Consider the following 25743-nt stretch of genomic DNA (forward strand, 5'->3'; position numbering starts at 1 on the left):
TAGTAAATATTTCGAGAGGGATATGTTTCTAATGCTAAGAAAAAAGGTGCCGTAGCACCTTTTTAACTGAGAGGTTGTATTACCACACAGCAGCCAGCAGCGTATGCGAATCCGGCACCATAAAATCAACGGACATCATCACCGAGAGGGCAGTGATGGCGATGATAGAGAAGCCGAACAGCTTGCGCGCCCAGATTCTGTCATCAGCAACTTTATAACCGCGCAGAGCCATGCCTAACCACCAGACGCTCACCGCCGCGGCGACTACCAGATATTTATACCCAGCGTAACCGCCAAGAGAGAGCATCAGCGTGGCAACGGCAAAGGCGATGATATACAGCGTGATGTGATTCTTCGCCACCGAAATGCCTTTTACCACTGGCAATACCGGAATGTTTGCCGCCTGGTAATCCTTAAAGCGGAAAATGGCGATGGCATAGGAGTGAGGCATCTGCCACAGACTGAAGATAGCAAGCAGGATCGCTGCGCCACTATCGAACTCGCCGGTTACTGCACAGTAGCCGATCACCGGCGGCGCAGCGCCGGAGAGCGAACCAATCAATGTGCCGTAGACTGAGTGGCGTTTCATGTACAGGCTATAAACGCCGACATAAACCACAAAGCCCATCACCCCCAGCCAGCAGGCCAGCGGATTCGCGCCAAACCACAGCAGCATAAAGCCAGCAATACCCAGCAAGGTGGCGTACACCAGCGAGACAGCAGGAGAGATCAGGCCTTTAACCAGCACCCGATTCTTCGTCCTTTCCATCTTTCTGTCGATATCCCTGTCGATGTAGTTGTTAAACACACAACCCGACGCCACAACCAGTGACACCCCAACCAGCGTGTAGATAAACAGGGGATAATCAATGCGGCCCTTTGAGGCCAGCAGGAATCCCCCAATCACCGAGATCAGGTTGCCAAAGATGATGCCTGGTTTCGTTACTTGCAGGTATTGCTTAAACATCATAACCGCCGCTCTTAGTGCATCATCATGTTGTAGTTAAGGTTCCACATAATCCAGATGGAGCCTACAACCAGGATAGCGATGATTAGCACGGTGAAGACAAACGCCGTCATGTTCCAGCCTTCATCTGATTTGGTATTCATGTGCAGGAAGCACACCAGATGCACCAGAACCTGTACCACTGCCATTGCCAGGATTGTTCCCAGAATTACGGCCGGAGAGGCAGCCCCTGTCATCACCATCCAGAACGGAATCACCGTCAGAATGATCGACAGGATAAAGCCTGTCATGTAGGTTTTTACGCTGCCATGGGACGCGCCGCTGTGATCGGTAGAATGACTCATTACATCGCCCCCATCAGATAAACAACAGTGAACACACAGATCCAAACCACATCCAGGAAGTGCCAGAACAGGCTCAGGCACATGATGCGGGTACGGTTAGTGCTGGTCAGGCCGCGACGAGCGATTTGTACCATCAGCACCGCCATCCAGATAAGACCGGAAGTGACGTGCAGACCGTGCGTGCCGACCAGCGCAAAGAACGCTGACAGGAAGCCGCTGCGATCCGGACCCATGCCGTTAACAATCAGGTGATGGAATTCGTAGATTTCCATCCCGATAAATCCGGCACCAAACAACCAGGTCAACGCCAGCCAGGAGATAACCTGGCTTTTGTTGTTTTTGTACATGGCGATAGCCGCCATGCCGTAGGTGATGGAGCTGAACAACAGCAAGAAAGTTTCAACCAGAACGAACGGCAGTTCGAAAATGTCCTTACCTGTCGGGCCGCCTGCGGTGCCGTTCACCAGAACGGCATAGGTAGCAAACAAGATTGAGAACAGAATGCAGTCGCTCATCAGGTAGATCCAAAATCCGAAGATTTTGGTTCCGCCTGCATCGTGGTGCCCGTGTTCGTGCGCGTGGGCAGTCGCGTGCGTCAAAGTATCAGTTGCCATTTTTCAGCCCTGCCTTAGTAATCTCATCGAAATGCTGGTTTTCCAGTTTTTCGATTTCTGCCACCGGCACGTAGTAATCCACGTCCTCGTCGAAGCTTTTCACGATCCAGGTGATGATCATGCCTGCGAAGCCAACAATCGCCAGCCACCAGATATGCCAGATCATGGCGAAACCGAAGATGGTGGAGAAAGCTGCAATGACGATACCTGCACCGCTGTTTTTCGGCATATGAATTTCTTCATAGTGGTCAGGCTTTTTGTACGCTTCGCCTTTCTCTTTCATTTCCCAGAATGCATCACGCTCGTGAACGTGCGGCACAACGGCAAAGTTATAGAACGGAGGCGGGGAAGAGGTTGCCCACTCCAGCGTACGGCCACCCCACGGGTCGCCAGTCAGGTCACGGTTCTGGTCGCGGTCACGAATAGAAACGTACATCTGAATAACGAGGCAGAGAATACCCAGCGCAATCAGTACTGCACCGCTGGCTGCAATCATCAGCATGGTGTGGAACTGCGGGTCAATCTGCTGGCTCAAACGACGGGTCATGCCCATGAAGCCCAGCGCATACAGCGGCATAAAGGCAACGAAGAAGCCGATGATCCAGAACCAGAACGCGCGTTTACCCCAGGTTTCGTTCAGTTTGAAACCGAACGCTTTAGGCCACCAGTAGGTCATCCCTGCGAAGCAGCCGAAGACCACGCCGCCGATGATCACGTTATGGAAGTGCGCAATCAGGAACAGGCTGTTATGCAGAACGAAGTCCGCGCCCGGTACTGCCAGCAGCACGCCAGTCATCCCGCCCACCGAGAAGGTGACGATAAAACCGATAGTCCACAGCATCGCAGAATGGAACACGATGCGGCCCTGATACATGGTGAACAGCCAGTTGAAGATCTTCACCCCGGTCGGGATGGCGATAATCATGGTGGTGATACCAAAGAAGGCGTTTACGTTCGCGCCCGCACCCATCGTAAAGAAGTGGTGCAGCCAGACGATGAACGACAGCACGGTGATACAGACGGTTGCCCATACCAGCGAGGTATAACCAAACAGACGTTTACGCGAGAAGGTTGCCGCAATTTCGGAGAACACACCGAATACAGGCAGGATCAGGATGTAAACTTCCGGGTGGCCCCAGGCCCAAATCAGGTTGATGTACATCATCATGTTGCCACCCATATCGTTGGTAAAGAAATGGGTGCCCAGATAGCGATCCAGGGTCAACAACGCGACGGTAACCGTCAGAATTGGGAAGGAAGCAATAATCAGAACGTTCGCGCACAGTGATGCCCAGGTAAATACTGGCATCTTGAACATGGTCATGCCCGGTGCGCGCATCTTCAGAATGGTAACGAAGAAGTTGATACCGGTTAGCGTCGTACCTATACCGGATAGCTGGAGACTCCATATCCAGTAATCGACACCGACTCCCGGACTGTACTCTATTCCCGATAGCGGTGGATAGGCCAGCCAGCCGGTCTGCGCAAATTCACCCACGCCGAGAGAAACGTTAACCAGAATCACACCAACAACGGTAAACCAGAAGCTTAGGTTGTTGAGGAACGGGAACGCAACGTCACGCGCGCCGATCTGCAGCGGAACCACCAGGTTCATCAGACCGATAACGAAAGGCATCGCCACGAAGAAGATCATAATCACGCCGTGCGCGGTGAAGATCTGATCGTAGTGGTGAGGTGGCAGGAAGCCCGCTTCGCCCGCAGAGGCAAGGGCCTGCTGGCTACGCATCATAATGGCGTCAGCAAAACCACGCAGCAACATCACAATCGCCACGATGATATACATGATACCGAGGCGTTTATGGTCGACGGAGGTCAGCCACTCTTTCCACAGGTAGGTCCACTTACCGAAGTAAGTGATCAGGCCAACGAGCGCCAGACCTCCCAAAATAATGCCAGCGATCGTAACCATGACGATAGGTTCATGGAACGGGACTGCATCAAGTGATAATTTTCCGAACATCTTTATTCTTCCTCAACCCCTTTAATGGGCGGATTCCGCGTGGCTCATGTCCATGCCTTCCATACCTTCATGTGCGCTGTGCTCACCTTCTGGCTGGGTCATGTCCATGCTCTTACCGTGAGCCATAAACTTGTTAATCACATCAGCAAACAAGTCTGGTTTCACGTTGGAGAAATATTCCACCTGGTTGTACTCGCTAGGCGCGGCCAGTTTTTCGAACGCTGCCATGTCAGACATGGTGTTCGGCGACTGTTTCGCTTTTGCGACCCACTGGTCGAATGCGGCGCGATCCGGTGTTGCAATAGCTTTGAACTTCATGCCTGAGAAGCCCGGGCCGCTGTAGCTGGCGGAGATACCGTCATAAGTACCGGGTTCGTTGGCGATCAGATGCAGGCGAGTCTGCATACCGGCCATGGCATAAATCTGGCTACCCAGACGCGGAATGAAGAAGGAGTTCATCACGGAGTTGGAGGTCACTTTGAAGTACACCGGAGTGTTCGCCGGGAAAGCGATTTCATTCACGGTAGCAATGCCCTGTTCCGGGTAGATGAAGAACCATTTCCAGTCCATGGAAACCACTTCGATGGTAATGGGCTTCTCGTCGTGTGCCAGCGGCTTGCTAGGCTCAAGAGCGTGAGTGGTTTTCCAGGTCAGTACCGCAAGGAAGATGATGATTAAGATAGGTACCGTCCAGACCACAGCTTCCACTTTATTGGAGTGTGACCAGTTCGGGCTGTACTTAGCATCTTTATTGCTCGCACGGTACTTCCAGGCGAAACCAACAGCCATCAAGATTGCGGGAATAACGACAATCAACATCAGGCCAAATGCCGTCAGTATCAGTGAACGTTGCTCCAGACCAATCTGTCCTTTGGGATCTAACAGCGCAGAATTACAGCCACTGAGCAATACAGTGCCTGCAAATAATGACAACCATCCCAAACTTTTATTGTATTTCCTGAGTCTCATTTAACGACCTCAATTCCACGGGATCTGGTGGCGTTTAAAGTGTGTGGGCATTTTACGGGAAGGTTACATTACTGTAAACATGATTAAATTCCTGTTACTTGGATTTGGCTTCCAGGTCACATATGTTGCAAAACATATCAGGTTGATTTTAAGAAGCTGTTGCAAAAGGGCGTTATAACAAAAGGGGAGTGCAGAAGGAGTCTGGGCGGGCAATTGGTATAACCAATGCGAAATAAAACAATTATTTAACAAATAATTATCATTAAGGTGACAACTGGGTAGTGAGAAAATAAAGACTCATTAGCTGAATCGTGTAAGAAAAATAGAATTCATAAATGGCGTCAATAATTTCCAGACGCTAAGCCGCACAAAAGAACAAATATTAATAAGCGATGCTGATGTTTATTTGGCCGTAATAATTACGGCGAGTGATTACTACGGCTAAATAATATTTACAGATTACGTCAGATGCGTTTTTCGTAGCGCCAGATAATCCAGTAAACCACCAAGCACGACGCCAGAAAGGGCGACTAAAACCCCGACTTCCAGCAGAGCAGGCAGGAAAGAGAAGTGCGTCAAATCCAGCGCGTCCATCGTCAACAGCAGTAACCACACGGCCAACAGGCTGACGCCCGCCGCCAGTGTCCACATGGCAAAGGCATAACCTGCAGGATATTCGGTACGGGAGATAAAGTTGTCATTTACTCGTGTATATTCAAGCGTCTGGCGGCAAACCAGCAGCAAAATAAGCCCTGGTACGGCAGCGGCGACGGAGAACAGATAGAATGTCGACCAGCCGTGTGCTTCAACAAACCAACCCGCCACGGGGCCGACATAAACTCGCCCTACAGCAGAAAGCGCTGAGAGCAGGGCAAATTGAGTAGCGGAAAATGACTTATTACACAGCGTCATTAACAGCGCGACAAAGGCTGATGTACCCATCCCGCCACAGAGGTTTTCGAAAAAGACGGCTGCGCCCATGCTGTAGAGATGCTTATCAGTAATCGACAGCAGCCAGTAACCGGCGTTAGACGCACCTTGTAAAATACCGAAAATCAGCAGCGCCCGGAACAGTGACAGGCGCTGCATCAAAATCCCACCGTACAATGCGCCAACAATGGTCGCCAGTAAGCCAAGCGTTTTGTTAACCACGCCTACTTCACCCGCATCAAACCCGACGCCACGAATCAAAAACGTGGTTGTCAGGCTCATGGCGAATGCGTCGCCCAGCTTATACAGCACGATAAGAAGCAAAATAAGCCAGGCATTATTGCGACCAAAGAAATCGCGCAGAGGTGCAACAACCGCTTGTTCCAGCGTTTTGGGCACAGGAATGGTGTCGGTTGGTTCTGGTGCAAGTAACGTCGCGATAATACAGGGGATCAACAGCGCCGCCATCAACCAGTACATGCCCTGCCAGCCCAGCCATTTATCTGCCAGCCACAGGGCTAAGCCGCCGGAAACCAGCATCCCTAAACGGTAACCCAGCACGCTGATTGCCGCGCCCGCACCACGTTCTTCTGCCGGGAGCACATCGGTTTTCCACGCATCGAAGACAATATCCTGGGAGGCAGAGCAAAAAGCGATCACCACTGCCAGTGCCGCCATCCAGCGGAGCTGGGTGCCGGGTTCGAGAAAACCCATCGCCGCAATGGCGACTAATAACATGATTTGCGTGGCGAGCAGCCAACCGCGCCGCCGCCCAAAAAATGGGGGCGTGTAGCGGTCCATCAGCGGTGACCAGAGGAATTTAAAAACGTAAGCCTGGCCTACCAGCGAGAAGAAACCAATGGTTTTGAGGTCGATATTCTCGACCGTCATCCAGGCCTGTAAGGTGCCGGATGTCAGGGCGAGCGGTAGCCCGGAAGCAAAACCCAGGATCAGCAATATGGCTGAACGCGGCTGTTGAAAAATACGTAAATATTGACTGGACATGGGCGTCTACAGGCCCGGCTTGCACCGGGCCAGAGGGCAGAAATTAACGCGCGTTCTGCTTGATGAATTCGTGGATGCTGGTGTCCTGAGACATATCAGCGATGGTATCGGTCAGCACACTGTTAACCGCATCGGCGATATTTTTGTTGGAGGCCTGGAACGCACCTTCAACGTTGTAGCTGGCACGATAGTTCTTGGTCATTTTGTTGCCATTCTGCGCGGTAGCGATGATGGCAATATCCGCTTTAGTAGCGATGTTGTAGCGCACGTTGCCCTGGGACACGTCAGCATACAGTTGGCTAACGATGATTTGCAGATTAACCGGGCCATTCGGACCAACCATGTAACCACGCGCGGTCATCTGTTTTTCCAGCACTTCTTGCAGCAGGAAACGCAGATCGCGGGAGGCGGTCAGGGTAACGATTTGATTATCGCGGGTGACTTTTGCCAGCGCCTGATCGGTACGCTGATCGGCACCATTAATGCTTACGGTGACGCCCATCAGGCTTGGATCCTGCTGTGGCAGTGTCATCGTCGGGGAAACTTCAATAGTTGTTGGCGGTTTTGCGCATCCTGCAAGCATAAACAGAGCAACTAACGGGAAGAGGATTTTTTTGAACATGTTCGGGCTCTCAGAGACTCTTAAGCGTGTTTGGTAAAAATTCCCGCCATCATAACATTGCCAACGGCGAGGGGAAGTGGGTAAGGCATGTAAATTCATCATGTTGACGAAATAATCGCCCCTGGTAAAAGAAACGCTGATGCGAGGCCTGTGTTTCAATCTTTAAATCAGTAAACTTCATACGCTTGACAGAAAAACCAGGACGAAACCTAAATATTTGTTGTTAAGCTGCAATGGAAACGGTAAAAGCGGCTAGTATTTAAAGGGATGGATGACATCTCAGCGTTGTCGGAGGAGATATTTCATGATGATACGTGAGCGGATAGAAGAAAAATTAAGGGCGGCGTTCCAACCCGTATTCCTCGAAGTAGTGGATGAAAGCTATCGTCACAATGTCCCAGCCGGCTCTGAAAGCCATTTTAAAGTTGTGCTGGTCAGCGATCGTTTTACGGGTGAACGTTTTCTGAATCGTCATCGAATGATTTACAGTACTTTAGCGGAGGAACTCTCTACTACCGTTCATGCGCTGGCTCTGCATACTTACACTATTAAGGAGTGGGAAGGGTTGCAGGACACCGTCTTTGCCTCTCCTCCCTGTCGTGGAGCAGGAAGCATCGCGTAAAAACGCATTTGCAACTGTCGGCGCTTTTCCAGTATGTTGCTAAAGATTTTATGAAAAACGGCCTGCGGGCCGTTTTGTTTTGTCTGGATTTTGCGCTTTTTGCCCAGCATTCAGACGAAAATTGCCCGGGAATTGTGAAAAAATACGCGACAGCGCGCAATAACCGTTCTCGACTCATAAAAGTGATGCCGCTATAATGCCGCGTCCTATTTGAATGCTTTCGGGATGATTCTGGTAACAGGGAATGTGATTGATTATAAGAACATCCCGGTTCCGCGAAGCCAACAACCTGTGCTTGCGGGGTAAGAGTTGACCGAGCACTGTGATTTTTTGAGGTAACAAGATGCAAGTTTCAGTTGAAACCACTCAAGGCCTTGGCCGCCGTGTAACGATTACTATCGCTGCTGACAGCATCGAGACCGCTGTTAAAAGCGAGCTGGTCAACGTTGCGAAAAAAGTACGTATTGACGGCTTCCGCAAAGGCAAAGTGCCAATGAATATCGTTGCTCAGCGTTATGGCGCGTCTGTACGCCAGGACGTTCTGGGTGACTTGATGAGCCGTAACTTCATTGACGCCATCATTAAAGAAAAAATCAATCCGGCTGGCGCACCGACTTATGTTCCGGGCGAATACAAGCTGGGTGAAGACTTCACCTACTCTGTAGAGTTTGAAGTTTATCCGGAAGTTGAACTGCAGGGTCTGGAAGCGATCGAAGTTGAAAAACCGATCGTTGAAGTGACCGACGCTGACGTTGACGGCATGCTGGATACTCTGCGTAAACAGCAGGCGACCTGGAAAGAAAAAGACGGCGCTGTTGAAGCAGAAGACCGCGTAACCATCGACTTCACCGGTTCTGTAGACGGCGAAGAGTTTGAAGGCGGTAAAGCGTCTGATTTCGTACTGGCGATGGGCCAGGGTCGTATGATCCCGGGCTTTGAAGACGGTATCAAAGGCCACAAAGCTGGCGAAGAGTTCACCATCGACGTGACCTTCCCGGAAGAATACCACGCAGAAAACCTGAAAGGTAAAGCAGCGAAATTCGCTATCAACCTGAAGAAAGTTGAAGAGCGTGAACTGCCGGAACTGACTGCAGAATTCATCAAACGTTTCGGCGTTGAAGATGGTTCCGTAGAAGGTCTGCGCGCTGAAGTGCGTAAAAACATGGAGCGCGAGCTGAAGAGCGCCATCCGTAACCGCGTTAAGTCTCAGGCGATCGAAGGTCTGGTAAAAGCTAACGACATCGACGTACCGGCTGCGCTGATCGACAGTGAAATCGACGTTCTGCGTCGTCAGGCTGCACAGCGTTTCGGTGGCAACGAAAAACAAGCTCTGGAACTGCCGCGCGAACTGTTCGAAGAACAGGCTAAACGTCGCGTAGTTGTTGGCCTGCTGCTGGGCGAAGTTATCCGCACCAACGAGCTGAAAGCTGACGAAGAGCGCGTGAAAGGCCTGATCGAAGAGATGGCTTCTGCGTACGAAGATCCGAAAGAAGTTATCGAGTTCTACAGCAAAAACAAAGAACTGATGGACAACATGCGCAATGTTGCTCTGGAAGAACAGGCTGTTGAGGCTGTACTGGCGAAAGCGAAAGTGACTGAAAAAGAAACCACTTTCAACGAGCTGATGAACCAGCAGGCGTAATTTACGCAGCATAACGCGCTAAATTCGCACAAAGGCCCGTCACCGCCAGGTGGTGGGCTTTTTTTTGTCATGAATTTTGCATGGAACCGTGCGAAAAGCCTCTTTCGGTGTTAGCGTAACAACAAAAGATTGTTATGCTTGAAATATGGTGATGCCGTACCCATAACACAGGGACTAGCTGATAATCCGTCCATAAGGTTACAATCGGTACAGCAGGTTTTTTCAATTTTATCCAGGAGACGGAAATGTCATACAGCGGCGAACGAGATAACTTTGCACCCCATATGGCGCTGGTGCCGATGGTCATTGAACAGACCTCACGTGGTGAGCGCTCTTTTGATATCTATTCTCGTCTACTTAAGGAACGCGTCATTTTTCTGACTGGCCAGGTTGAAGACCACATGGCTAACCTGATTGTGGCGCAGATGCTGTTCCTGGAAGCAGAAAACCCAGAAAAAGATATCTATCTGTACATTAACTCTCCAGGCGGGGTGATTACTGCCGGGATGTCTATCTATGACACCATGCAGTTTATCAAGCCTGATGTCAGCACTATCTGTATGGGCCAGGCGGCCTCGATGGGCGCTTTCTTGCTGACTGCAGGGGCAAAGGGTAAACGTTTCTGCCTGCCGAATTCGCGCGTGATGATTCACCAGCCGTTGGGCGGCTACCAGGGCCAGGCGACCGATATCGAAATTCATGCCCGTGAAATTCTGAAAGTTAAAGGGCGCATGAATGAACTTATGGCGCTTCATACGGGTCAATCATTAGAACAGATTGAACGTGATACCGAGCGCGATCGCTTCCTTTCCGCCCCTGAAGCGGTGGAATACGGTCTGGTCGATTCGATTCTGACCCATCGTAATTGATGCCAGAGGCGCAACTGTGCCGCTATACTTATCCAGGGCGGCACAACGCTGTAAGCGGCTTGCGCCTGAGAATGGCATTTGCGTCGTCGTGTGCGGCACAAAGAACAAAGAAGAGGTTTTGACCCATGACAGATAAACGCAAAGATGGCTCAGGCAAATTGCTGTATTGCTCTTTTTGCGGCAAAAGCCAGCATGAAGTGCGCAAGCTGATTGCCGGTCCATCCGTGTATATCTGCGACGAATGTGTTGATTTATGTAACGACATCATTCGCGAAGAGATTAAAGAAGTTGCACCGCATCGTGAACGCAGTGCGCTACCGACGCCGCATGAAATTCGTAACCACCTGGACGATTACGTTATCGGCCAGGAACAGGCGAAAAAAGTGCTGGCGGTCGCGGTATACAACCACTACAAACGTCTGCGCAACGGCGATACCAGCAATGGTGTCGAGTTGGGCAAAAGTAACATTCTGCTGATCGGTCCGACCGGTTCCGGTAAAACGCTGCTGGCTGAAACGCTGGCGCGCCTGCTGGACGTCCCGTTCACCATGGCCGACGCAACCACGCTGACCGAAGCCGGTTATGTGGGCGAAGACGTTGAAAACATCATTCAGAAGCTGTTGCAAAAGTGCGATTACGACGTACAGAAAGCGCAGCGCGGGATTGTCTACATCGATGAAATCGACAAGATTTCTCGTAAGTCAGACAACCCGTCCATTACCCGAGACGTTTCCGGTGAAGGCGTACAGCAGGCACTGTTGAAACTGATTGAAGGTACGGTTGCCGCCGTTCCACCGCAGGGCGGGCGTAAACACCCGCAGCAAGAGTTCTTGCAGGTAGATACCTCTAAGATCCTGTTTATTTGTGGTGGTGCGTTCGCTGGTCTGGATAAAGTCATTTCCCATCGTGTAGAAACCGGCTCCGGCATTGGTTTTGGCGCGACGGTAAAAGCGAAGTCCGACAAAGCAAGCGAAGGCGAGCTGCTGGCGCAGGTTGAACCGGAAGATCTGATCAAGTTTGGTCTGATCCCTGAGTTCATTGGTCGTCTGCCGGTTGTAGCAACGTTGAATGAACTGAGCGAAGAAGCTCTGATTCAGATCCTCAAAGAGCCGAAAAACGCCCTGACCAAGCAGTATCAGGCGCTGTTTAATCTGGAAGGCGTGGATCTGGAATTCCGTGACGAGGCGCTGGATGCTATCGCTAAGAAAGCGATGGCGCGTAAAACCGGTGCCCGTGGCCTGCGTTCCATCGTAGAAGCCGCACTGCTCGATACCATGTACGATCTGCCGTCCATGGAAGACGTCGAAAAAGTGGTTATCGACGAATCGGTAATTGATGGTCAAAGCAAGCCGTTGCTGATTTATGGCAAGCCGGAAGCGCAACAGGCATCTGGTGAATAATTAACCATTCCCATACAATTAGTTAACCAAAAAGGGGGGATTTTATCTCCCCTTTAATTTTTCCTCTATTCTCGGCGTTGAATGTGGGGGAAACATCCCCATATACTGACGTACATGTTAATAGATGGCGTGAAGCACAGTCGTGTCATCTGATTACCTGGCGGAAATTAAACTAAGAGAGAGCTCTATGAATCCTGAGCGTTCTGAACGCATTGAAATCCCCGTATTGCCGCTGCGCGATGTGGTGGTTTATCCGCACATGGTCATCCCCTTATTTGTCGGGCGGGAAAAATCTATCCGTTGTCTGGAAGCGGCGATGGACCATGATAAAAAAATTATGCTGGTCGCGCAGAAAGAAGCTTCAACGGATGAGCCGGGTGTAAACGATCTTTTCACCGTCGGGACCGTGGCCTCTATATTGCAGATGCTGAAACTGCCAGACGGCACCGTCAAAGTGCTGGTCGAGGGGTTACAGCGCGCGCGTATTTCTGCGCTCTCTGACAATGGCGAACACTTTTCTGCGAAGGCGGAGTATCTGGAGTCGCCGACCATTGATGAGCGGGAACAGGAAGTGCTGGTGCGTACTGCAATCAGCCAGTTCGAAGGCTACATCAAGCTGAACAAAAAAATCCCACCAGAAGTGCTGACGTCGCTGAATAGCATCGACGACCCGGCGCGTCTGGCGGATACCATTGCTGCACATATGCCGCTGAAACTGGCTGACAAACAGTCCGTTCTGGAGATGTCCGACGTTAACGAACGTCTGGAATATCTGATGGCAATGATGGAATCGGAAATCGATCTGCTGCAGGTTGAGAAACGCATTCGCAACCGCGTTAAAAAGCAGATGGAGAAATCCCAGCGTGAGTACTATCTGAACGAGCAAATGAAAGCTATTCAGAAAGAACTCGGTGAAATGGACGACGCGCCGGACGAAAACGAAGCCCTGAAGCGCAAAATTGACGCGGCGAAAATGCCGAAAGAGGCAAAAGAGAAAGCGGAAGCAGAGTTGCAGAAGCTGAAAATGATGTCTCCGATGTCGGCAGAAGCGACCGTAGTGCGTGGTTATATCGACTGGATGGTACAGGTGCCGTGGAATGCGCGCAGCAAGGTCAAAAAAGACCTGCGTCAGGCGCAGGAAATCCTTGATACCGACCATTATGGTCTGGAGCGCGTGAAAGATCGCATCCTTGAGTATCTTGCGGTTCAAAGCCGTGTCAACAAAATCAAGGGACCGATCCTCTGCCTGGTAGGGCCGCCGGGGGTAGGTAAAACCTCTCTTGGTCAGTCCATTGCCAAAGCCACCGGGCGTAAATATGTCCGTATGGCGCTGGGCGGCGTGCGTGATGAAGCGGAAATCCGTGGTCACCGCCGTACTTACATCGGTTCTATGCCGGGTAAACTGATCCAGAAAATGGCGAAAGTGGGCGTGAAAAACCCGCTGTTCCTGCTCGATGAGATCGACAAAATGTCTTCTGACATGCGTGGCGATCCGGCCTCCGCACTGCTTGAAGTGCTGGATCCAGAGCAGAACGTAGCGTTCAGCGACCACTACCTGGAAGTGGATTACGATCTCAGCGACGTGATGTTTGTCGCGACGTCGAACTCCATGAACATTCCGGCACCGCTGCTGGATCGTATGGAAGTGATTCGCCTCTCCGGTTATACCGAAGATGAAAAACTGAACATCGCCAAACGTCACCTGTTGCCGAAGCAGATTGAACGTAATGCACTGAAAAAAGGTGAGCTGACCGTCGACGATAGCGCCATTATCGGCATTATTCGTTATTACACCCGTGAGGCGGGCGTGCGTGGTCTGGAGCGTGAAATCTCCAAACTGTGTCGCAAAGCGGTTAAGCAGTTACTGCTCGATAAGTCATTAAAACATATCGAAATTAACGGTGATAACCTGCATGACTACCTCGGTGTTCAGCGTTTCGACTATGGACGCGCTGATAACGAAAACCGTGTCGGTCAGGTAACTGGTCTGGCGTGGACGGAAGTGGGCGGTGACTTGCTGACCATTGAAACCGCGTGCGTTCCGGGTAAAGGCAAACTGACCTATACCGGATCGCTTGGCGAAGTGATGCAGGAGTCCATTCAGGCGGCGTTAACGGTGGTTCGTGCGCGTGCGGAAAAACTGGGGATCAACCCTGATTTTTACGAAAAACGCGACATCCACGTCCACGTACCGGAAGGTGCGACGCCGAAAGATGGTCCGAGTGCCGGTATTGCTATGTGCACCGCGCTGGTTTCTTGCCTGACCGGTAACCCGGTTCGTGCCGATGTGGCAATGACCGGTGAGATCACTCTGCGTGGTCAGGTACTGCCGATCGGTGGTTTGAAAGAAAAACTACTGGCAGCGCATCGTGGCGGGATTAAAACAGTGCTAATTCCGTTCGAAAATAAACGCGATCTGGAAGAGATTCCTGACAACGTAATTGCCGATCTGGACATTCATCCTGTGAAGCGCATTGAGGAAGTTCTGACTCTGGCGCTGCAAAATGAACCGTCTGGCATGCAGGTTGTGACTGCAAAATAGTGACCTCGCGCAAAATGCACTAATAAAAACAGGGCTGGCAGGCTAATTCGGGCTTGCCAGCCTTTTTTTGTCTCGCTAAGTTAGATGGCGGATCGGGCTTGCCCTTATTAAGGGGTGTTGTAAGGGGATGGCTGGCCTGATATAACTGCTGCGCGTTCGTACCTTGAAGGATTCAAGTGCGATATAAATTATAAAGAGGAAGAGAAGAGTGAATAAATCTCAATTGATCGACAAGATTGCTGCAGGGGCTGATATCTCTAAAGCTGCGGCTGGCCGTGCGTTAGATGCTATTATTGCTTCCGTAACTGAATCTCTGAAAGAAGGGGATGATGTAGCACTGGTAGGTTTTGGTACTTTTGCCGTTAAAGAGCGTGCTGCCCGTACTGGCCGCAACCCGCAGACCGGTAAAGAGATCACCATCGCTGCCGCTAAAGTACCGAGCTTCCGTGCAGGTAAAGCACTGAAAGACGCGGTAAACTAAGCGTTGTCCCCAGTGGGGATGTGACGAAGTTCAAGGGCGCATCTACTGATGTGCCTTTTTTATTTGTATTCGGTGACTTTCTGCGTCTTGTGGGCTGACAATTGCCCCCGTTTCTTGTCACAATAGGCCTTTGCGCGCATCGATACGTTGCGTGAGGTACACAGTCATCTACAGCGGAGTGTTGTTACACCATGATGGACAGCTTACGCACGGCTGCAAACAGTCTCGTGCTCAAGATTATTTTCGGTATCATTATCGTGTCGTTCATATTGACCGGCGTGAGTGGTTACCTGATTGGCGGAGGCAATAACTACGCCGCAAAAGTGAATGACCAGGAAATCAGCCGTGGGCAGTTCGAGAATGCCTTCAACAGCGAGCGTAATCGCATGCAGCAACAGCTGGGCGATCAATACTCCGAGCTGGCAGCGAACGAAGGCTATATGAAAACCCTGCGTCAACAGGTGCTGAATCGTCTGATCGACGAGGCGCTGCTGGATCAGTACGCTCGTGAGCTGAAACTGGGTATCAGCGATGAGCAGGTTAAACAGGCGATTTTTGCGACCCCAGCCTTCCAGGTTGACGGCAAATTTGATAACAGCCGCTATAACGGTATCCTCAACCAGATGGGGATGACCGCCGATCAGTACGCCCAGGCGCTGCGTAACCAGCTCACTACCCAACAGCTGATTAACGGCGTTGCCGGTACCGATTTTATGCTGAAAGGTGAAACCGACGAGCTGGCGGCACTGGTAGCTCAACAACGCGTGGTGCGTGAAGCGACTATCGATGTTAACGCGCTGGCGGCGAAGCAGCCTGTGACCGAACAGGAAATTGCCAGCTACTACGAACAAAACAAAAACAATTTCATGACGCCGGAACAATTCCGCGTGAGTTACATCAAGCTGGATGCCGCAACGATGCAGCAACCGGTTAGCGATGCGGATATCCAGAGCTACTACGATCAGCATCAGGATCAATTCACCCAGCCGCAGCGTACCCGCTACAGCATCATCCAGACCAAAACTGAAGATGAAGCGAAAGCGGTACTTGATGAGCTGAATAAAGGCGGTGATTTTGCTGCATTAGCCAAAGAAAAATCTGCCGATATTATCTCTGCTCGTAACGGCGGCGATATGGGTTGGTTAGAAGATGCCACTATCCCGGACGAACTGAAAAATGCTGGTCTGAAAGAAAAAGGCCAACTGTCTGGTGTCATCAAATCTTCGGTCGGTTTCCTGATTGTACGTCTGGACGACATTCAGCCAGCGAAAGTGAAATCGTTAGACGAAGTACGTGACGACATTGCGGCGAAAGTGAAACACGAAAAAGCCCTCGATGCGTACTATGCGCTGCAGCAGAAAGTGAGCGATGCGGCAAGCAACGACACCGAGTCTCTGGCCGGTGCAGAGCAAGCAGCCGGCGTTAAAGCCACTCAGACGGGTTGGTTCAGCAAAGATAACCTGCCGGAAGAGTTGAACTTCAAGCCAGTTGCCGACGCTATCTTCAACGGCGGTCTGGTAGGTGAAAACGGCGCGCCGGGCATCAACTCTGACATCATCACCGTAGACGGCGACCGCGCATTCGTGCTGCGCATCAGCGAGCACAAACCGGAAGCGGTGAAACCGTTGGCAGATGTTCAGGAACAAGTTAAGGCACTGGTTCAGCACAACAAAGCTGAACAACAGGCGAAAGTGGATGCTGAGAAACTGCTGGTTGATTTGAAAGCCGGCAAAGGTGCGGAAGCTATGCAGGCTGCCGGTCTGAAATTTGGCGAGCCGAAAACCTTAAGCCGTTCCGGTCGTGACCCGATTAGCCAGGCGGCGTTTGCACTACCACTGCCAGCGAAAGACAAACCGAGCTACGGTATGGCGACCGATATGCAAGGTAATGTGGTTCTGCTGGCGCTGGATGAAGTGAAACAAGGTTCAATGCCGGAAGATCAGAAAAAAGCGATGGTGCAGGGTATCACCCAGAACAACGCACAAATCGTCTTTGAAGCGCTGATGAGTAACCTGCGTAAAGAGGCGAAAATCAAAATTGGCGATGCGCTGGAACAGCAATAATCCTGAAGGCGCCTCGCAAAAAAATGCTTTGCAGCTGTAACAAGAAAAGGTCGCTTTCGCGGCCTTTTCCATTTCTGAACATTGCCATTTGTTTCCTGTTTTCACTGCCGTTAAGGTGTTTCCACTGTTAACAAACAAGGAGAAAACAGTATGAAACACGGAATTAAAGCACTGCTCATTACCCTGTCTCTGGCTTGTGCCGGAATGTCTCATAGCGCGCTGGCGGCAGCTCCTGCGGCGAAACCGACAACGGTAGAAACCAAAGCGGAAGCTCCTGCAGCACAAAGTAAAGCAGCAGTACCGGCGAAAGCCAGTGACGAAGAAGGCTCCCGGGTCAGCATTAATAATGCCAGCGCGGAAGAGTTAGCCCGCGCGATGAATGGCGTTGGCCTGAAGAAAGCGCAGGCGATTGTCAGTTATCGCGAAGAGTACGGTCCGTTTAAAACGGTGGAGGATCTAAAGCAGGTGCCGGGGATGGGCAATTCGCTGGTGGAACGTAATCTGGCGGTATTAACCCTGTAATTAATTTGCATAGTGGCAATTTTTTGCCAGACTGAAGAGGTCATACCAGTTATGGCCTCTGTACTTATAACAACAACGTAAGGTTATTGCGCTATGCAAACACAAATCAAAGTTCGTGGATATCATCTCGATGTTTACCAGCACGTTAACAACGCTCGCTACCTTGAGTTTCTCGAAGAAGCCCGCTGGGATGGGTTGGAAAATAGCGACAGTTTTCAGTGGATGACGGCCCATAACATCGCCTTCGTCGTGGTCAATATCAATATTAACTATCGTCGCCCGGCGGTATTAAGCGACCTGTTAACCATTACCAGTCAGTTGCAGCAATTAAACGGTAAAAGCGGCATCTTAAGCCAGGCCATTACACTGGAGCCGGAAGGGCAGGTGGTAGCGGATGCGCTTATTACGTTTGTTTGTATTGATCTTAAAACGCAGAAAGCATTAGCTCTGGAAGGGGAATTGCGCGAAAAGCTGGAGCAGATGGTTAAGTAAACGTTTTGTGGTGCCGGATGCTCAAGCCGCATCCGGCGACACCCGGAATAATTACTTCAACCCGGTTTTCTGCTTCATCGCTGCCATCACCGTCGGTTTATCGGCCAGATAATGATTCAAACCGTTGGCGCGTAAATTACACGCCGCACAATGACCGCAACCGTCGCCTTTAATGCCGTTATAGCAGGTCAACGTTTCGTTACGGACTAAATCTAGTTTGCCGTAATAATCTGCCAGCGCCCAGGTTTCCGCTTTATCAATCCACATCAGCGGAGTTTCAAAACGAATATCTTTCGCCATGCCTAAACTGACGGCATGGTTTAGTGCTTTCACAAACTCATCGCGGCAATCCGGGTAACCGGAGAAATCCGTTTCGCAGACGCCGGTAATTACGGCTTCTGCTTTTACCTGATACGCATATATTGCCGCCAGTGTCAGGAACAAAATATTACGCCCTGGGACAAACGTATTCGGGATGCCATCAGCTTCAGGTTCATAATCAGGCACCGGAATGCTGTCACGTGTCAGGCTGCTGACCGCCAGCTCGTTAAGCAGCGTTACATCAAGAACCTTATGCGCGCGTGCCCCCAGTTTCAGCGCCAGTTCGCGTGCCACGTCGATTTCTGCGCGATGCCGCTGACCGTAATCGAACGTCACGCAATGGACTTCATCATATTGTTGTAATGCCTGCACCAGACAGGTGGTGGAATCCTGGCCTCCACTGAACACAACGACAGCACGTTTCATAGATAATCCTGCTTGAACAATAAAAGCGTTATGGTAACGCCTGCGATTAACCCGGACCAGCTATTCATTGCGACGGCGCGGGAAGCCAGGCTTCGGTAAATTCAAACCAGCCGCGCGGTGTCAGTCGCACACCGTTCACGCCGGGAGGGGCACTAATGCGATAGTGATAGTTGAATAGCGGCGTCAGCGTCGCGTCTGCCATTAACTGGCTAAAAACCGCTTTTAGGGCATTAAATCGGTTTTCCTCATCAGGCATTACTTGCACCGCGTCCAGTGTCGATTGCAAATGTGCATATGCTGGAGCGTCGAAAACATGTGGCCATAGTGGATCGCAACGCAGCCATTGCTCCAGGGTATATTCCGGTGCTTCGCCAATTAATCTGTCGCCCATCATGAGGTCTGCGTGTGCCAGTAGGGTCGTGTCGTCCCAGTTTTTTGCGTTATGAAAAATAATTGTGAGTTCACAGCCTTCCGCTGCCAGTGTCGCCTGTAGACGTTCTGCCATGGTATGAAGTTCTATCGGTAGGTGATAAACCAGTGTCAAGGTTTTCGGTAGTTTGACCTCATCCGGTACTTGCCATTGCGGAATAGTCCAGCCTGGCAGTAATGCATGACTGGCGGTGATCAGGTTTTCTCCGACTTCTAACGTTTGTAATAAACCGGATTGATGAATAATGGAGATCACTTTTCGCGCCTGCCAGAGGGACAGTCGGGGACTTTTGCGCAACGTTAAATAGCAAAAACCTAAACTGATGCCACTACTGACCTGGCTGACCCGTTGCAACTCCTCCGGTTTGCCGATAGTGATTTGCACGGGATGCCGACAACTGGTTCCCAAATCTTTTTCGAAAAGCGGCGGAGTTATCCAGTACTCAACCGCTTTAAGCAGCGGATGACGTAAATGGTAATAATCATGACTCTCCAGGCGCACCAGTTCCACTGTGAATTGTGTTAAGCGAAAAGGACCAGTGCCGATCAGGGGGAATTGCGGATGCGCCAGATGGCTGCAATAGCTCGCCAGCCGGTGCGCAAGCCAGTAATCGGGGCGATGTAAAAAGAAGGTCAGACACTGCGGATGGGTGACTTCAATACGCTTCACGCTAATAAATAATTGATCCAGTGCTGGCAGTTGTAACAGCATCAATAATCGCTGGTGTAAGTGTGAGGCTTTTACTGCATCGCCGTTATGCCAGTGTAGGGTTGAACGAAGATAAAAGTCCCAGCGTAACCCGTCAGCAGAGGTTTCCCAGTGATGCGCTAAATCGCCAATCGGGCGCTGGGTATTATTATCGAAGCGGGTCAGGCCGGAAAATATCTGTCCGGCGAGATGCTGCTCGGCACGGCCGGGCAAAAAGCCCGGTTGTAGCGGTTCGAGCGGGCGATAGTAGGGAATACGCAACGTGGGCGTATCGTTTTGCCATTGTCCGCCCATAAACGGCTGTAACAGAGTGCGCAGCTCACCTGGGGCCAGTTGCGCCAGCTCCAGCACATCTTGCTGCTTTCCGGTTTCCAGCGCCTGTTCCATCATCGCATTGCGTAGCGATTCTGGCGTGACCAGAAAGCGTAGTTGCCCGCGCTTTCCGCGTCCTGACTGCGCCTGCCACTCCAGCCATCCCGCCTCCTGTGCCTGGCGTAACAGCGTACGAACATGGCGTTCGCTGCAAAAACAGCGTTCGGCCAGTTCGCTGACGGTGACGGTTTGCGGCTTTCCGGCGGAAGGTTGCCACAGACGTTGATACTGGTTAAGACGGTTGAGCAGTCGCATATAAACCCGGAACAATATTATTTAACTATTCACTATTACTTCCGTATATATCAGGTGATACTCAATCACCATTAACCGTGTCACAGAGTGGAGAAAGAAATGGCTCGTCTGGCAGCATTTGATATGGATGGCACTTTATTGATGCCTGACCATCATTTAGGTGAGAAAACCCTCTCTACTTTGGCGCGACTGCGTGAACGCGACATTACCCTCACTTTTGCCACGGGGCGTCATGCGCTGGAGATGCAGCATATTCTCGGGGCGCTATCGCTGGATGCATATTTGATTACCGGCAACGGAACGCGCGTGCATTCTCTGGAAGGTGAACTTTTACATCGTGATGATTTACCTGCGGATGTCGCGGAGCTGGTGCTGTATCAGCAATGGGATACCCGAGCCAGCATGCATATCTTCAATGACGACGGTTGGTTTACCGGGAAAGAGATCCCTGCGTTGTTGCAGGCATTTGTCTATAGCGGTTTTCGTTATCAGATAATCGATGTCAAAAAAATGCCACTCGGCAGCGTCACCAAGATCTGCTTCTGTGGCGATCACGACGATCTTACACGCTTGCAGATCCAGCTATACGAAGCATTAGGCGAGCGTGCACATTTGTGTTTTTCCGCCACGGATTGCCTCGAAGTGCTGCCGGTGGGCTGCAATAAAGGCGCTGCATTGACGGTGCTGACCCAACATTTAGGTTTATCGTTGCGCGATTGCATGGCCTTTGGTGATGCGATGAACGATCGCGAAATGTTAGGCTGCGTCGGTAGCGGATTTATTATGGGCAATGCGATGCCGCAATTGCGCGCGGAGCTCCCGCATTTACCGGTGATTGGACATTGCCGAAATCAGGCTGTCTCTCACTATTTGACGCACTGGCTGGACTATCCACATCTACCTTATTCCCCCGAATAACGAGATCCCTTCCAGCATCGGGCAATTGCCCGGTTTTTTTTGCGTTGAATTTGTCATTTTGTGCCGTGGTGTTTAAACCGCACAGAATAAATTGTCGCGATTTCACCTTTAAAATAGAATTAAAAGAGAAAAAAATTCTCCGTGGAAGGGCTATGTTAGATAAAATTGACCGTAAGCTGCTGGCCTTACTACAGCAGGATTGCACCCTCTCTTTGCAGGCACTGGCTGAAGCCGTTAATCTGACAACCACCCCGTGCTGGAAGCGTCTGAAACGGCTGGAGGACGACGGTATCCTTATCGGCAAAGTCGCCCTGCTGGATCCGGAAAAAATAGGCCTCGGCCTGACCGCCTTTGTGCTGATAAAAACGCAACATCACAGCAGCGAATGGTATTGCCGCTTTGTCACGGTGGTTACCGAAATGCCAGAAGTGCTGGGGTTCTGGCGCATGGCCGGTGAATACGATTATCTGATGCGCGTCCAGGTTGCCGACATGAAACGCTACGACGAGTTTTATAAGCGTCTGGTAAACAGCGTGCCGGGGCTGTCGGACGTCACTTCCAGCTTCGCGATGGAACAGATTAAATACACCACTTCTTTACCCATCGAATAAATATCCAGAATCAGGTCAGGACACAACGCGTGCGATTATTTGCTCAATTAAGCTGGTATTTCCGTCGGGAATGGCGTCGCTATCTCGGGGCTGTCGCCTTGCTTGTCATTATCGCGATGCTGCAACTGGTTCCGCCAAAAGTGGTTGGTATTGTTGTCGATGGCGTGACAGAACAACACTTTACTACCGGGCAGATCCTGATGTGGATCGCCACCATGGTGCTGATTGCCGTTGTGGTTTATCTCCTGCGTTACGTCTGGCGCGTATTGCTGTTTGGTGCGTCTTATCAACTGGCTGTTGAACTGCGTGAAGATTATTACCGCCAGCTAAGCCGGCAGCATCCTGAGTTTTACCTGCGTCATCGCACGGGTGACCTCATGGCTCGTGCGACCAATGACGTCGATCGCGTCGTGTTTGCCGCCGGAGAAGGGGTGCTGACGCTGGTGGATTCACTGGTAATGGGCTGCGCTGTGTTGATTATGATGTCTACGCAAATTAGCTGGCAGTTGACCTTATTTGCCCTGTTGCCGATGCCAGTGATGGCGATCATGATTAAGCGCAACGGCGATGCCTTGCATGAACGCTTTAAGCTGGCGCAGGCGGCGTTTTCCAGTCTTAATGACCGCACCCAGGAAAGCCTCACCAGTATCCGCATGATCAAAGCTTTTGGTCTGGAAGATCGCCAGTCGGCGTTATTTGCCGCGGATGCCGAAGATACCGGCAAAAAAAACATGCGGGTGGCGCGTATTGATGCTCGTTTCGACCCGACCATCTATATCGCGATTGGTATGGCGAACTTGCTGGCGATTGGCGGCGGTAGTTGGATGGTGGTGCAGGGTAGTTTAACGCTGGGCCAGCTCACCAGTTTTATGATGTATTTAGGTCTGATGATTTGGCCAATGCTGGCGCTGGCATGGATGTTTAACATAGTGGAACGTGGTAGTGCTGCGTACAGCCGCATTCGCGCGATGCTGGCGGAAGCGCCGGTGGTGAATGATGGTAGCGAACCCGTGCCGGAAGGTCGTGGCGAACTGGATGTAAATATTCGCCAGTTCACGTATCCGCAGACTGACCATCCTGCGCTGGAAAACGTCAATTTCGCCCTGAAACCCGGTCAGATGCTGGGTATCTGCGGGCCGACTGGTTCCGGCAAAAGTACCCTGTTGTCGCTCATCCAGCGTCATTTCGACGTCAGCGAGGGTAATATTCGCTTTCATGATATTCCTCTGACGCAGTTGCAACTCGATAGCTGGCGTAGCCGCCTGGCGGTAGTTAGCCAGACACCGTTCCTTTTTTCTGACACCGTAGCGAACAACATCGCGTTGGGTTGCCCGAATGCCACCCAGCAAGAGATTGAGCATGTCGCGCGGTTAGCCAGCGTGCATGACGATATTTTGCGTTTACCGCAAGGTTACGATACAGAAGTGGGCGAGCGCGGCGTGATGCTTTCCGGTGGGCAAAAACAGCGTATCTCCATTGCTCGTGCGTTATTAGTCAACGCGGAAATCCTCATCCTTGATGATGCGCTTTCGGCAGTGGACGGACGCACAGAGCACCAGATCCTGCATAACCTGCGGCAGTGGGGGCAGGGAAGAACGGTAATCATCAGTGCCCATCGCCTTTCGGCACTGACGGAAGCCAGTGAAATTATTGTGATGCAGCACGGACATATCGCTCAGCGTGGCAATCATGATGAGCTGGCGCAACAAAGCGGCTGGTATCGCGATATGTATCGCTATCAACAACTGGAGGCGGCGCTCGACGACGCTCCGGAAATTCGCGAGGAGGCCGTTGATGCGTAGTTTTAGCCAACTGTGGCCGACTCTCAAGCGTCTGTTAGCGTACGGTTCACCGTGGCGTAAACCGTTGGGGATTGCGGTCCTGATGATGTGGGTTGCGGCGGCGGCAGAAGTCAGTGGGCCGCTGCTTATCAGCTATTTTATCGACAATATGGTAGCGAAAAATAACCTGCCGTTGAAAGTGGTTGCAGGGCTGGCGGCGGCGTATGTTGGGCTGCAACTGTTTGCAGCCGGGCTACATTACGCGCAGTCGCTGCTGTTTAATCGGGCGGCAGTAGGCGTAGTGCAACAGTTGCGTACCGACGTGATGGATGCTGCGTTACGCCAGCCATTAAGCGAGTTTGATACCCAACCTGTCGGGCAGGTGATTTCCCGCGTCACTAATGATACTGAAGTGATCCGCGACCTCTACGTTACCGTAGTGGCAACGGTCCTGCGTAGCGCCGCCCTGGTGGGTGCGATGCTGGTGGCGATGTTTAGTCTCGACTGGCGAATGGCGCTGGTGGCGATAATGATTTTCCCGGTGGTGCTGGTGGTAATGGTGATATACCAGCGTTACAGCACGCCAATTGTCCGTCGTGTGCGCGCCTATCTGGCGGATATTAACGACGGCTTTAACGAAATCATCAATGGCATGAGCGTCATCCAGCAGTTCCGTCAGCAGGCGCGATTTGGCGAACGTATGGGTGAGGCCAGTCGTTCACACTATATGGCGAGGATGCAAACCCTGCGCCTCGACGGTTTTCTGCTGCGTCCGCTGCTGAGTCTGTTTTCATCGCTCATTCTTTGTGGATTGTTGATGCTGTTTGGCTTCTCCGCCAGCGGTACCATTGAAGTGGGCGTACTGTATGCGTTTATCAGCTATCTTGGGCGGCTTAACGAACCCTTAATCGAACTGACCACGCAACAGGCGATGCTGCAACAGGCTGTTGTTGCTGGTGAGCGCGTGTTTGAGCTGATGGACGGACCGCGCCAGCAATATGGCAATGATGATCGCCCGTTACAGAGTGGCACCATCGAAGTCGATAACGTGTCATTTGCTTATCGCGATGACAATCTGGTGCTAAAGAACATTAATCTCTCTGTGCCTTCGCGCAATTTTGTGGCGCTGGTCGGGCATACCGGCAGTGGTAAAAGTACCCTCGCCAGTTTATTGATGGGCTATTACCCGCTAACGGAAGGTGAGATTCGCCTTGATGGTCGTCCATTAAGTTCGCTAAGTCACAGCGCGCTGCGCCAGGGCGTGGCAATGGTGCAGCAAGATCCGGTGGTGCTGGCGGATACCTTCCTCGCCAACGTGACGCTGGGGCGTGATATCTCCGAAGAACGCGTCTGGCAGGCGCTGGAAACCGTGCAACTGGCGGAGCTGGCACGCAGTATGAGCGACGGGATTTATACGCCGCTGGGCGAGCAGGGAAATAATCTCTCAGTCGGGCAAAAGCAACTGCTGGCACTGGCACGCGTGTTGGTGGAGACGCCGCAAATCCTGATCCTTGATGAGGCAACCGCCAGCATTGACTCCGGTACTGAACAGGCGATTCAACATGCTCTGGCGGCAGTGCGTGAACATACCACGCTGGTGGTGATTGCTCACCGCTTATCAACTATTGTTGATGCCGACACCATTCTGGTGCTTCATCGTGGGCAAGCTGTGGAGCAGGGCACTCACCAGCAACTGCTGGCGGCCCAGGGACGCTACTGGCAGATGTATCAACTGCAACTTGCGGGCGAAGAGCTGGCAGCCAGCGTGCGTGAAGAGGAATCATTGAGCGCCTGAATAGCGCAATATTTCATCGTTGGTGCAAAAATGTAACGCACTGTGCACTGTCATAGTGCGT

General features: G+C 51.5%; 22 protein-coding genes. 13 read left to right on the top strand and 9 right to left on the bottom strand.

What is annotated here, in order from left to right:
- Positions 1–79: 79 nt before the first annotated feature.
- The 7 genes from cyoE to G434_RS03820 form a co-directional block, all read right to left on the bottom strand.
- Complete coding sequence (gene cyoE / locus G434_RS03850; RefSeq protein WP_000971326.1) at positions 80–970, bottom strand: heme o synthase; 891 nt, start codon at positions 968–970, stop codon at positions 80–82.
- A gap of 11 nt (positions 971–981) precedes the next feature.
- Positions 982–1311, bottom strand: a complete 330-nt coding sequence (locus G434_RS03845; protein WP_000019869.1) for a cytochrome o ubiquinol oxidase subunit IV — start codon at positions 1309–1311, stop codon at positions 982–984.
- Positions 1311–1925, bottom strand: a complete 615-nt coding sequence (locus G434_RS03840; RefSeq protein WP_000179819.1) for a cytochrome o ubiquinol oxidase subunit III — start codon at positions 1923–1925, stop codon at positions 1311–1313. Before G434_RS03840 ends, G434_RS03845 begins: the two co-directional genes overlap by 1 nt.
- Complete coding sequence (gene cyoB / locus G434_RS03835; RefSeq protein WP_000467180.1) at positions 1915–3906, bottom strand: cytochrome o ubiquinol oxidase subunit I; 1992 nt, start codon at positions 3904–3906, stop codon at positions 1915–1917. The genes G434_RS03840 and cyoB overlap by 11 nt, the downstream gene beginning before the upstream one ends.
- 21 nt (positions 3907–3927) lie before the next feature.
- Positions 3928–4875: a cytochrome o ubiquinol oxidase subunit II gene (gene cyoA / locus G434_RS03830; RefSeq protein ID WP_001239436.1), complete on the bottom strand. Its 948-nt coding sequence runs from the start codon at positions 4873–4875 to the stop codon at positions 3928–3930.
- A 459-nt stretch (positions 4876–5334) separates the two neighbouring features.
- The gene (gene ampG / locus G434_RS03825; RefSeq protein WP_000098456.1) at positions 5335–6810 is read right to left on the bottom strand and encodes a muropeptide MFS transporter AmpG; all 1476 of its coding nucleotides are present in this window, start codon (positions 6808–6810) and stop codon (positions 5335–5337) included.
- Between the two features lie 43 nt (positions 6811–6853).
- Positions 6854–7432 (bottom strand): lipoprotein, encoded by a 579-nt coding sequence (locus G434_RS03820; protein ID WP_000473501.1) that lies wholly within the window; start codon positions 7430–7432, stop codon positions 6854–6856.
- A gap of 304 nt (positions 7433–7736) precedes the next feature.
- On the opposite strand from G434_RS03820, the gene bolA reads away from it, so the two are divergent.
- The 9 genes from bolA to fadM all read left to right on the top strand — a co-directional run bounded on the left by bolA (position 7737) and on the right by fadM (position 18065).
- Complete coding sequence (bolA, locus tag G434_RS03815; RefSeq protein ID WP_000973448.1) at positions 7737–8054, top strand: transcriptional regulator BolA; 318 nt, start codon at positions 7737–7739, stop codon at positions 8052–8054.
- 343 nt (positions 8055–8397) lie between these two features.
- Positions 8398–9696 (top strand): trigger factor, encoded by a 1299-nt coding sequence (gene tig, locus G434_RS03810; protein ID WP_001198386.1) that lies wholly within the window; start codon positions 8398–8400, stop codon positions 9694–9696.
- A 245-nt stretch (positions 9697–9941) separates the two neighbouring features.
- Positions 9942–10565, top strand: a complete 624-nt coding sequence (gene clpP / locus G434_RS03805; protein ID WP_000122253.1) for an ATP-dependent Clp endopeptidase proteolytic subunit ClpP — start codon at positions 9942–9944, stop codon at positions 10563–10565.
- 125 nt (positions 10566–10690) lie between these two features.
- Entirely contained in the window at positions 10691–11965 is a 1275-nt protein-coding gene (clpX, locus tag G434_RS03800) for an ATP-dependent protease ATP-binding subunit ClpX (RefSeq protein ID WP_000130305.1), read from the top strand.
- A 187-nt stretch (positions 11966–12152) separates the two neighbouring features.
- On the top strand, positions 12153–14507 hold the full coding sequence (gene lon / locus G434_RS03795) for an endopeptidase La (RefSeq protein WP_001295325.1): 2355 nt from the start codon (positions 12153–12155) through the stop codon (positions 14505–14507).
- A gap of 190 nt (positions 14508–14697) precedes the next feature.
- Positions 14698–14988: a nucleoid-associated protein HU-beta gene (gene hupB, locus G434_RS03790; protein WP_254892905.1), complete on the top strand. Its 291-nt coding sequence runs from the start codon at positions 14698–14700 to the stop codon at positions 14986–14988.
- Between the two features lie 191 nt (positions 14989–15179).
- Positions 15180–17051, top strand: a complete 1872-nt coding sequence (ppiD, locus tag G434_RS03785) for a peptidylprolyl isomerase (RefSeq protein WP_000969372.1) — start codon at positions 15180–15182, stop codon at positions 17049–17051.
- Between the two features lie 150 nt (positions 17052–17201).
- On the top strand, positions 17202–17573 hold the full coding sequence (locus tag G434_RS03780) for a helix-hairpin-helix domain-containing protein (protein WP_000680291.1): 372 nt from the start codon (positions 17202–17204) through the stop codon (positions 17571–17573).
- Positions 17574–17666: 93 nt separating this feature from the next.
- On the top strand, positions 17667–18065 hold the full coding sequence (fadM, locus tag G434_RS03775) for a long-chain acyl-CoA thioesterase FadM (RefSeq protein WP_001194531.1): 399 nt from the start codon (positions 17667–17669) through the stop codon (positions 18063–18065).
- 51 nt (positions 18066–18116) lie between these two features.
- On the opposite strand, the gene queC is transcribed toward fadM, so the two are convergent.
- Together queC and G434_RS03765 are read right to left on the bottom strand one after the other, a co-directional pair.
- Positions 18117–18812 carry a 7-cyano-7-deazaguanine synthase QueC gene (gene queC / locus G434_RS03770; protein WP_000817227.1) on the bottom strand — a complete coding sequence of 232 codons (696 nt, stop codon included), beginning with the start codon at positions 18810–18812 and terminating at the stop codon, positions 18117–18119.
- A 64-nt stretch (positions 18813–18876) separates the two neighbouring features.
- Positions 18877–20577, bottom strand: coding sequence for an SgrR family transcriptional regulator (locus G434_RS03765; RefSeq protein WP_001238217.1), 1701 nt, complete (start codon positions 20575–20577; stop codon positions 18877–18879).
- A 99-nt stretch (positions 20578–20676) separates the two neighbouring features.
- On the opposite strand from G434_RS03765, the gene cof reads away from it, so the two are divergent.
- From cof to G434_RS03745, 4 genes are all read left to right on the top strand, one after another.
- A complete protein-coding gene (cof, locus tag G434_RS03760) occupies positions 20677–21495 on the top strand; it encodes an HMP-PP phosphatase (RefSeq protein WP_001309304.1) in 819 nt (272 codons plus the stop codon).
- 152 nt (positions 21496–21647) lie between these two features.
- Positions 21648–22106 carry a DNA-binding transcriptional regulator DecR gene (gene decR / locus G434_RS03755; protein WP_000884589.1) on the top strand — a complete coding sequence of 153 codons (459 nt, stop codon included), beginning with the start codon at positions 21648–21650 and terminating at the stop codon, positions 22104–22106.
- Between the two features lie 29 nt (positions 22107–22135).
- Positions 22136–23908 (top strand): SmdA family multidrug ABC transporter permease/ATP-binding protein, encoded by a 1773-nt coding sequence (locus tag G434_RS03750; RefSeq protein ID WP_001235623.1) that lies wholly within the window; start codon positions 22136–22138, stop codon positions 23906–23908.
- Positions 23901–25682 (top strand): SmdB family multidrug efflux ABC transporter permease/ATP-binding protein, encoded by a 1782-nt coding sequence (locus tag G434_RS03745; protein WP_001256201.1) that lies wholly within the window; start codon positions 23901–23903, stop codon positions 25680–25682. Before G434_RS03750 ends, G434_RS03745 begins: the two co-directional genes overlap by 8 nt.
- Positions 25683–25743 lie beyond the last annotated feature (61 nt).

This window comes from Escherichia sp. KTE172 (assembly GCF_000408845.1).
Classification (GTDB): domain Bacteria; phylum Pseudomonadota; class Gammaproteobacteria; order Enterobacterales; family Enterobacteriaceae; genus Escherichia; species Escherichia coli.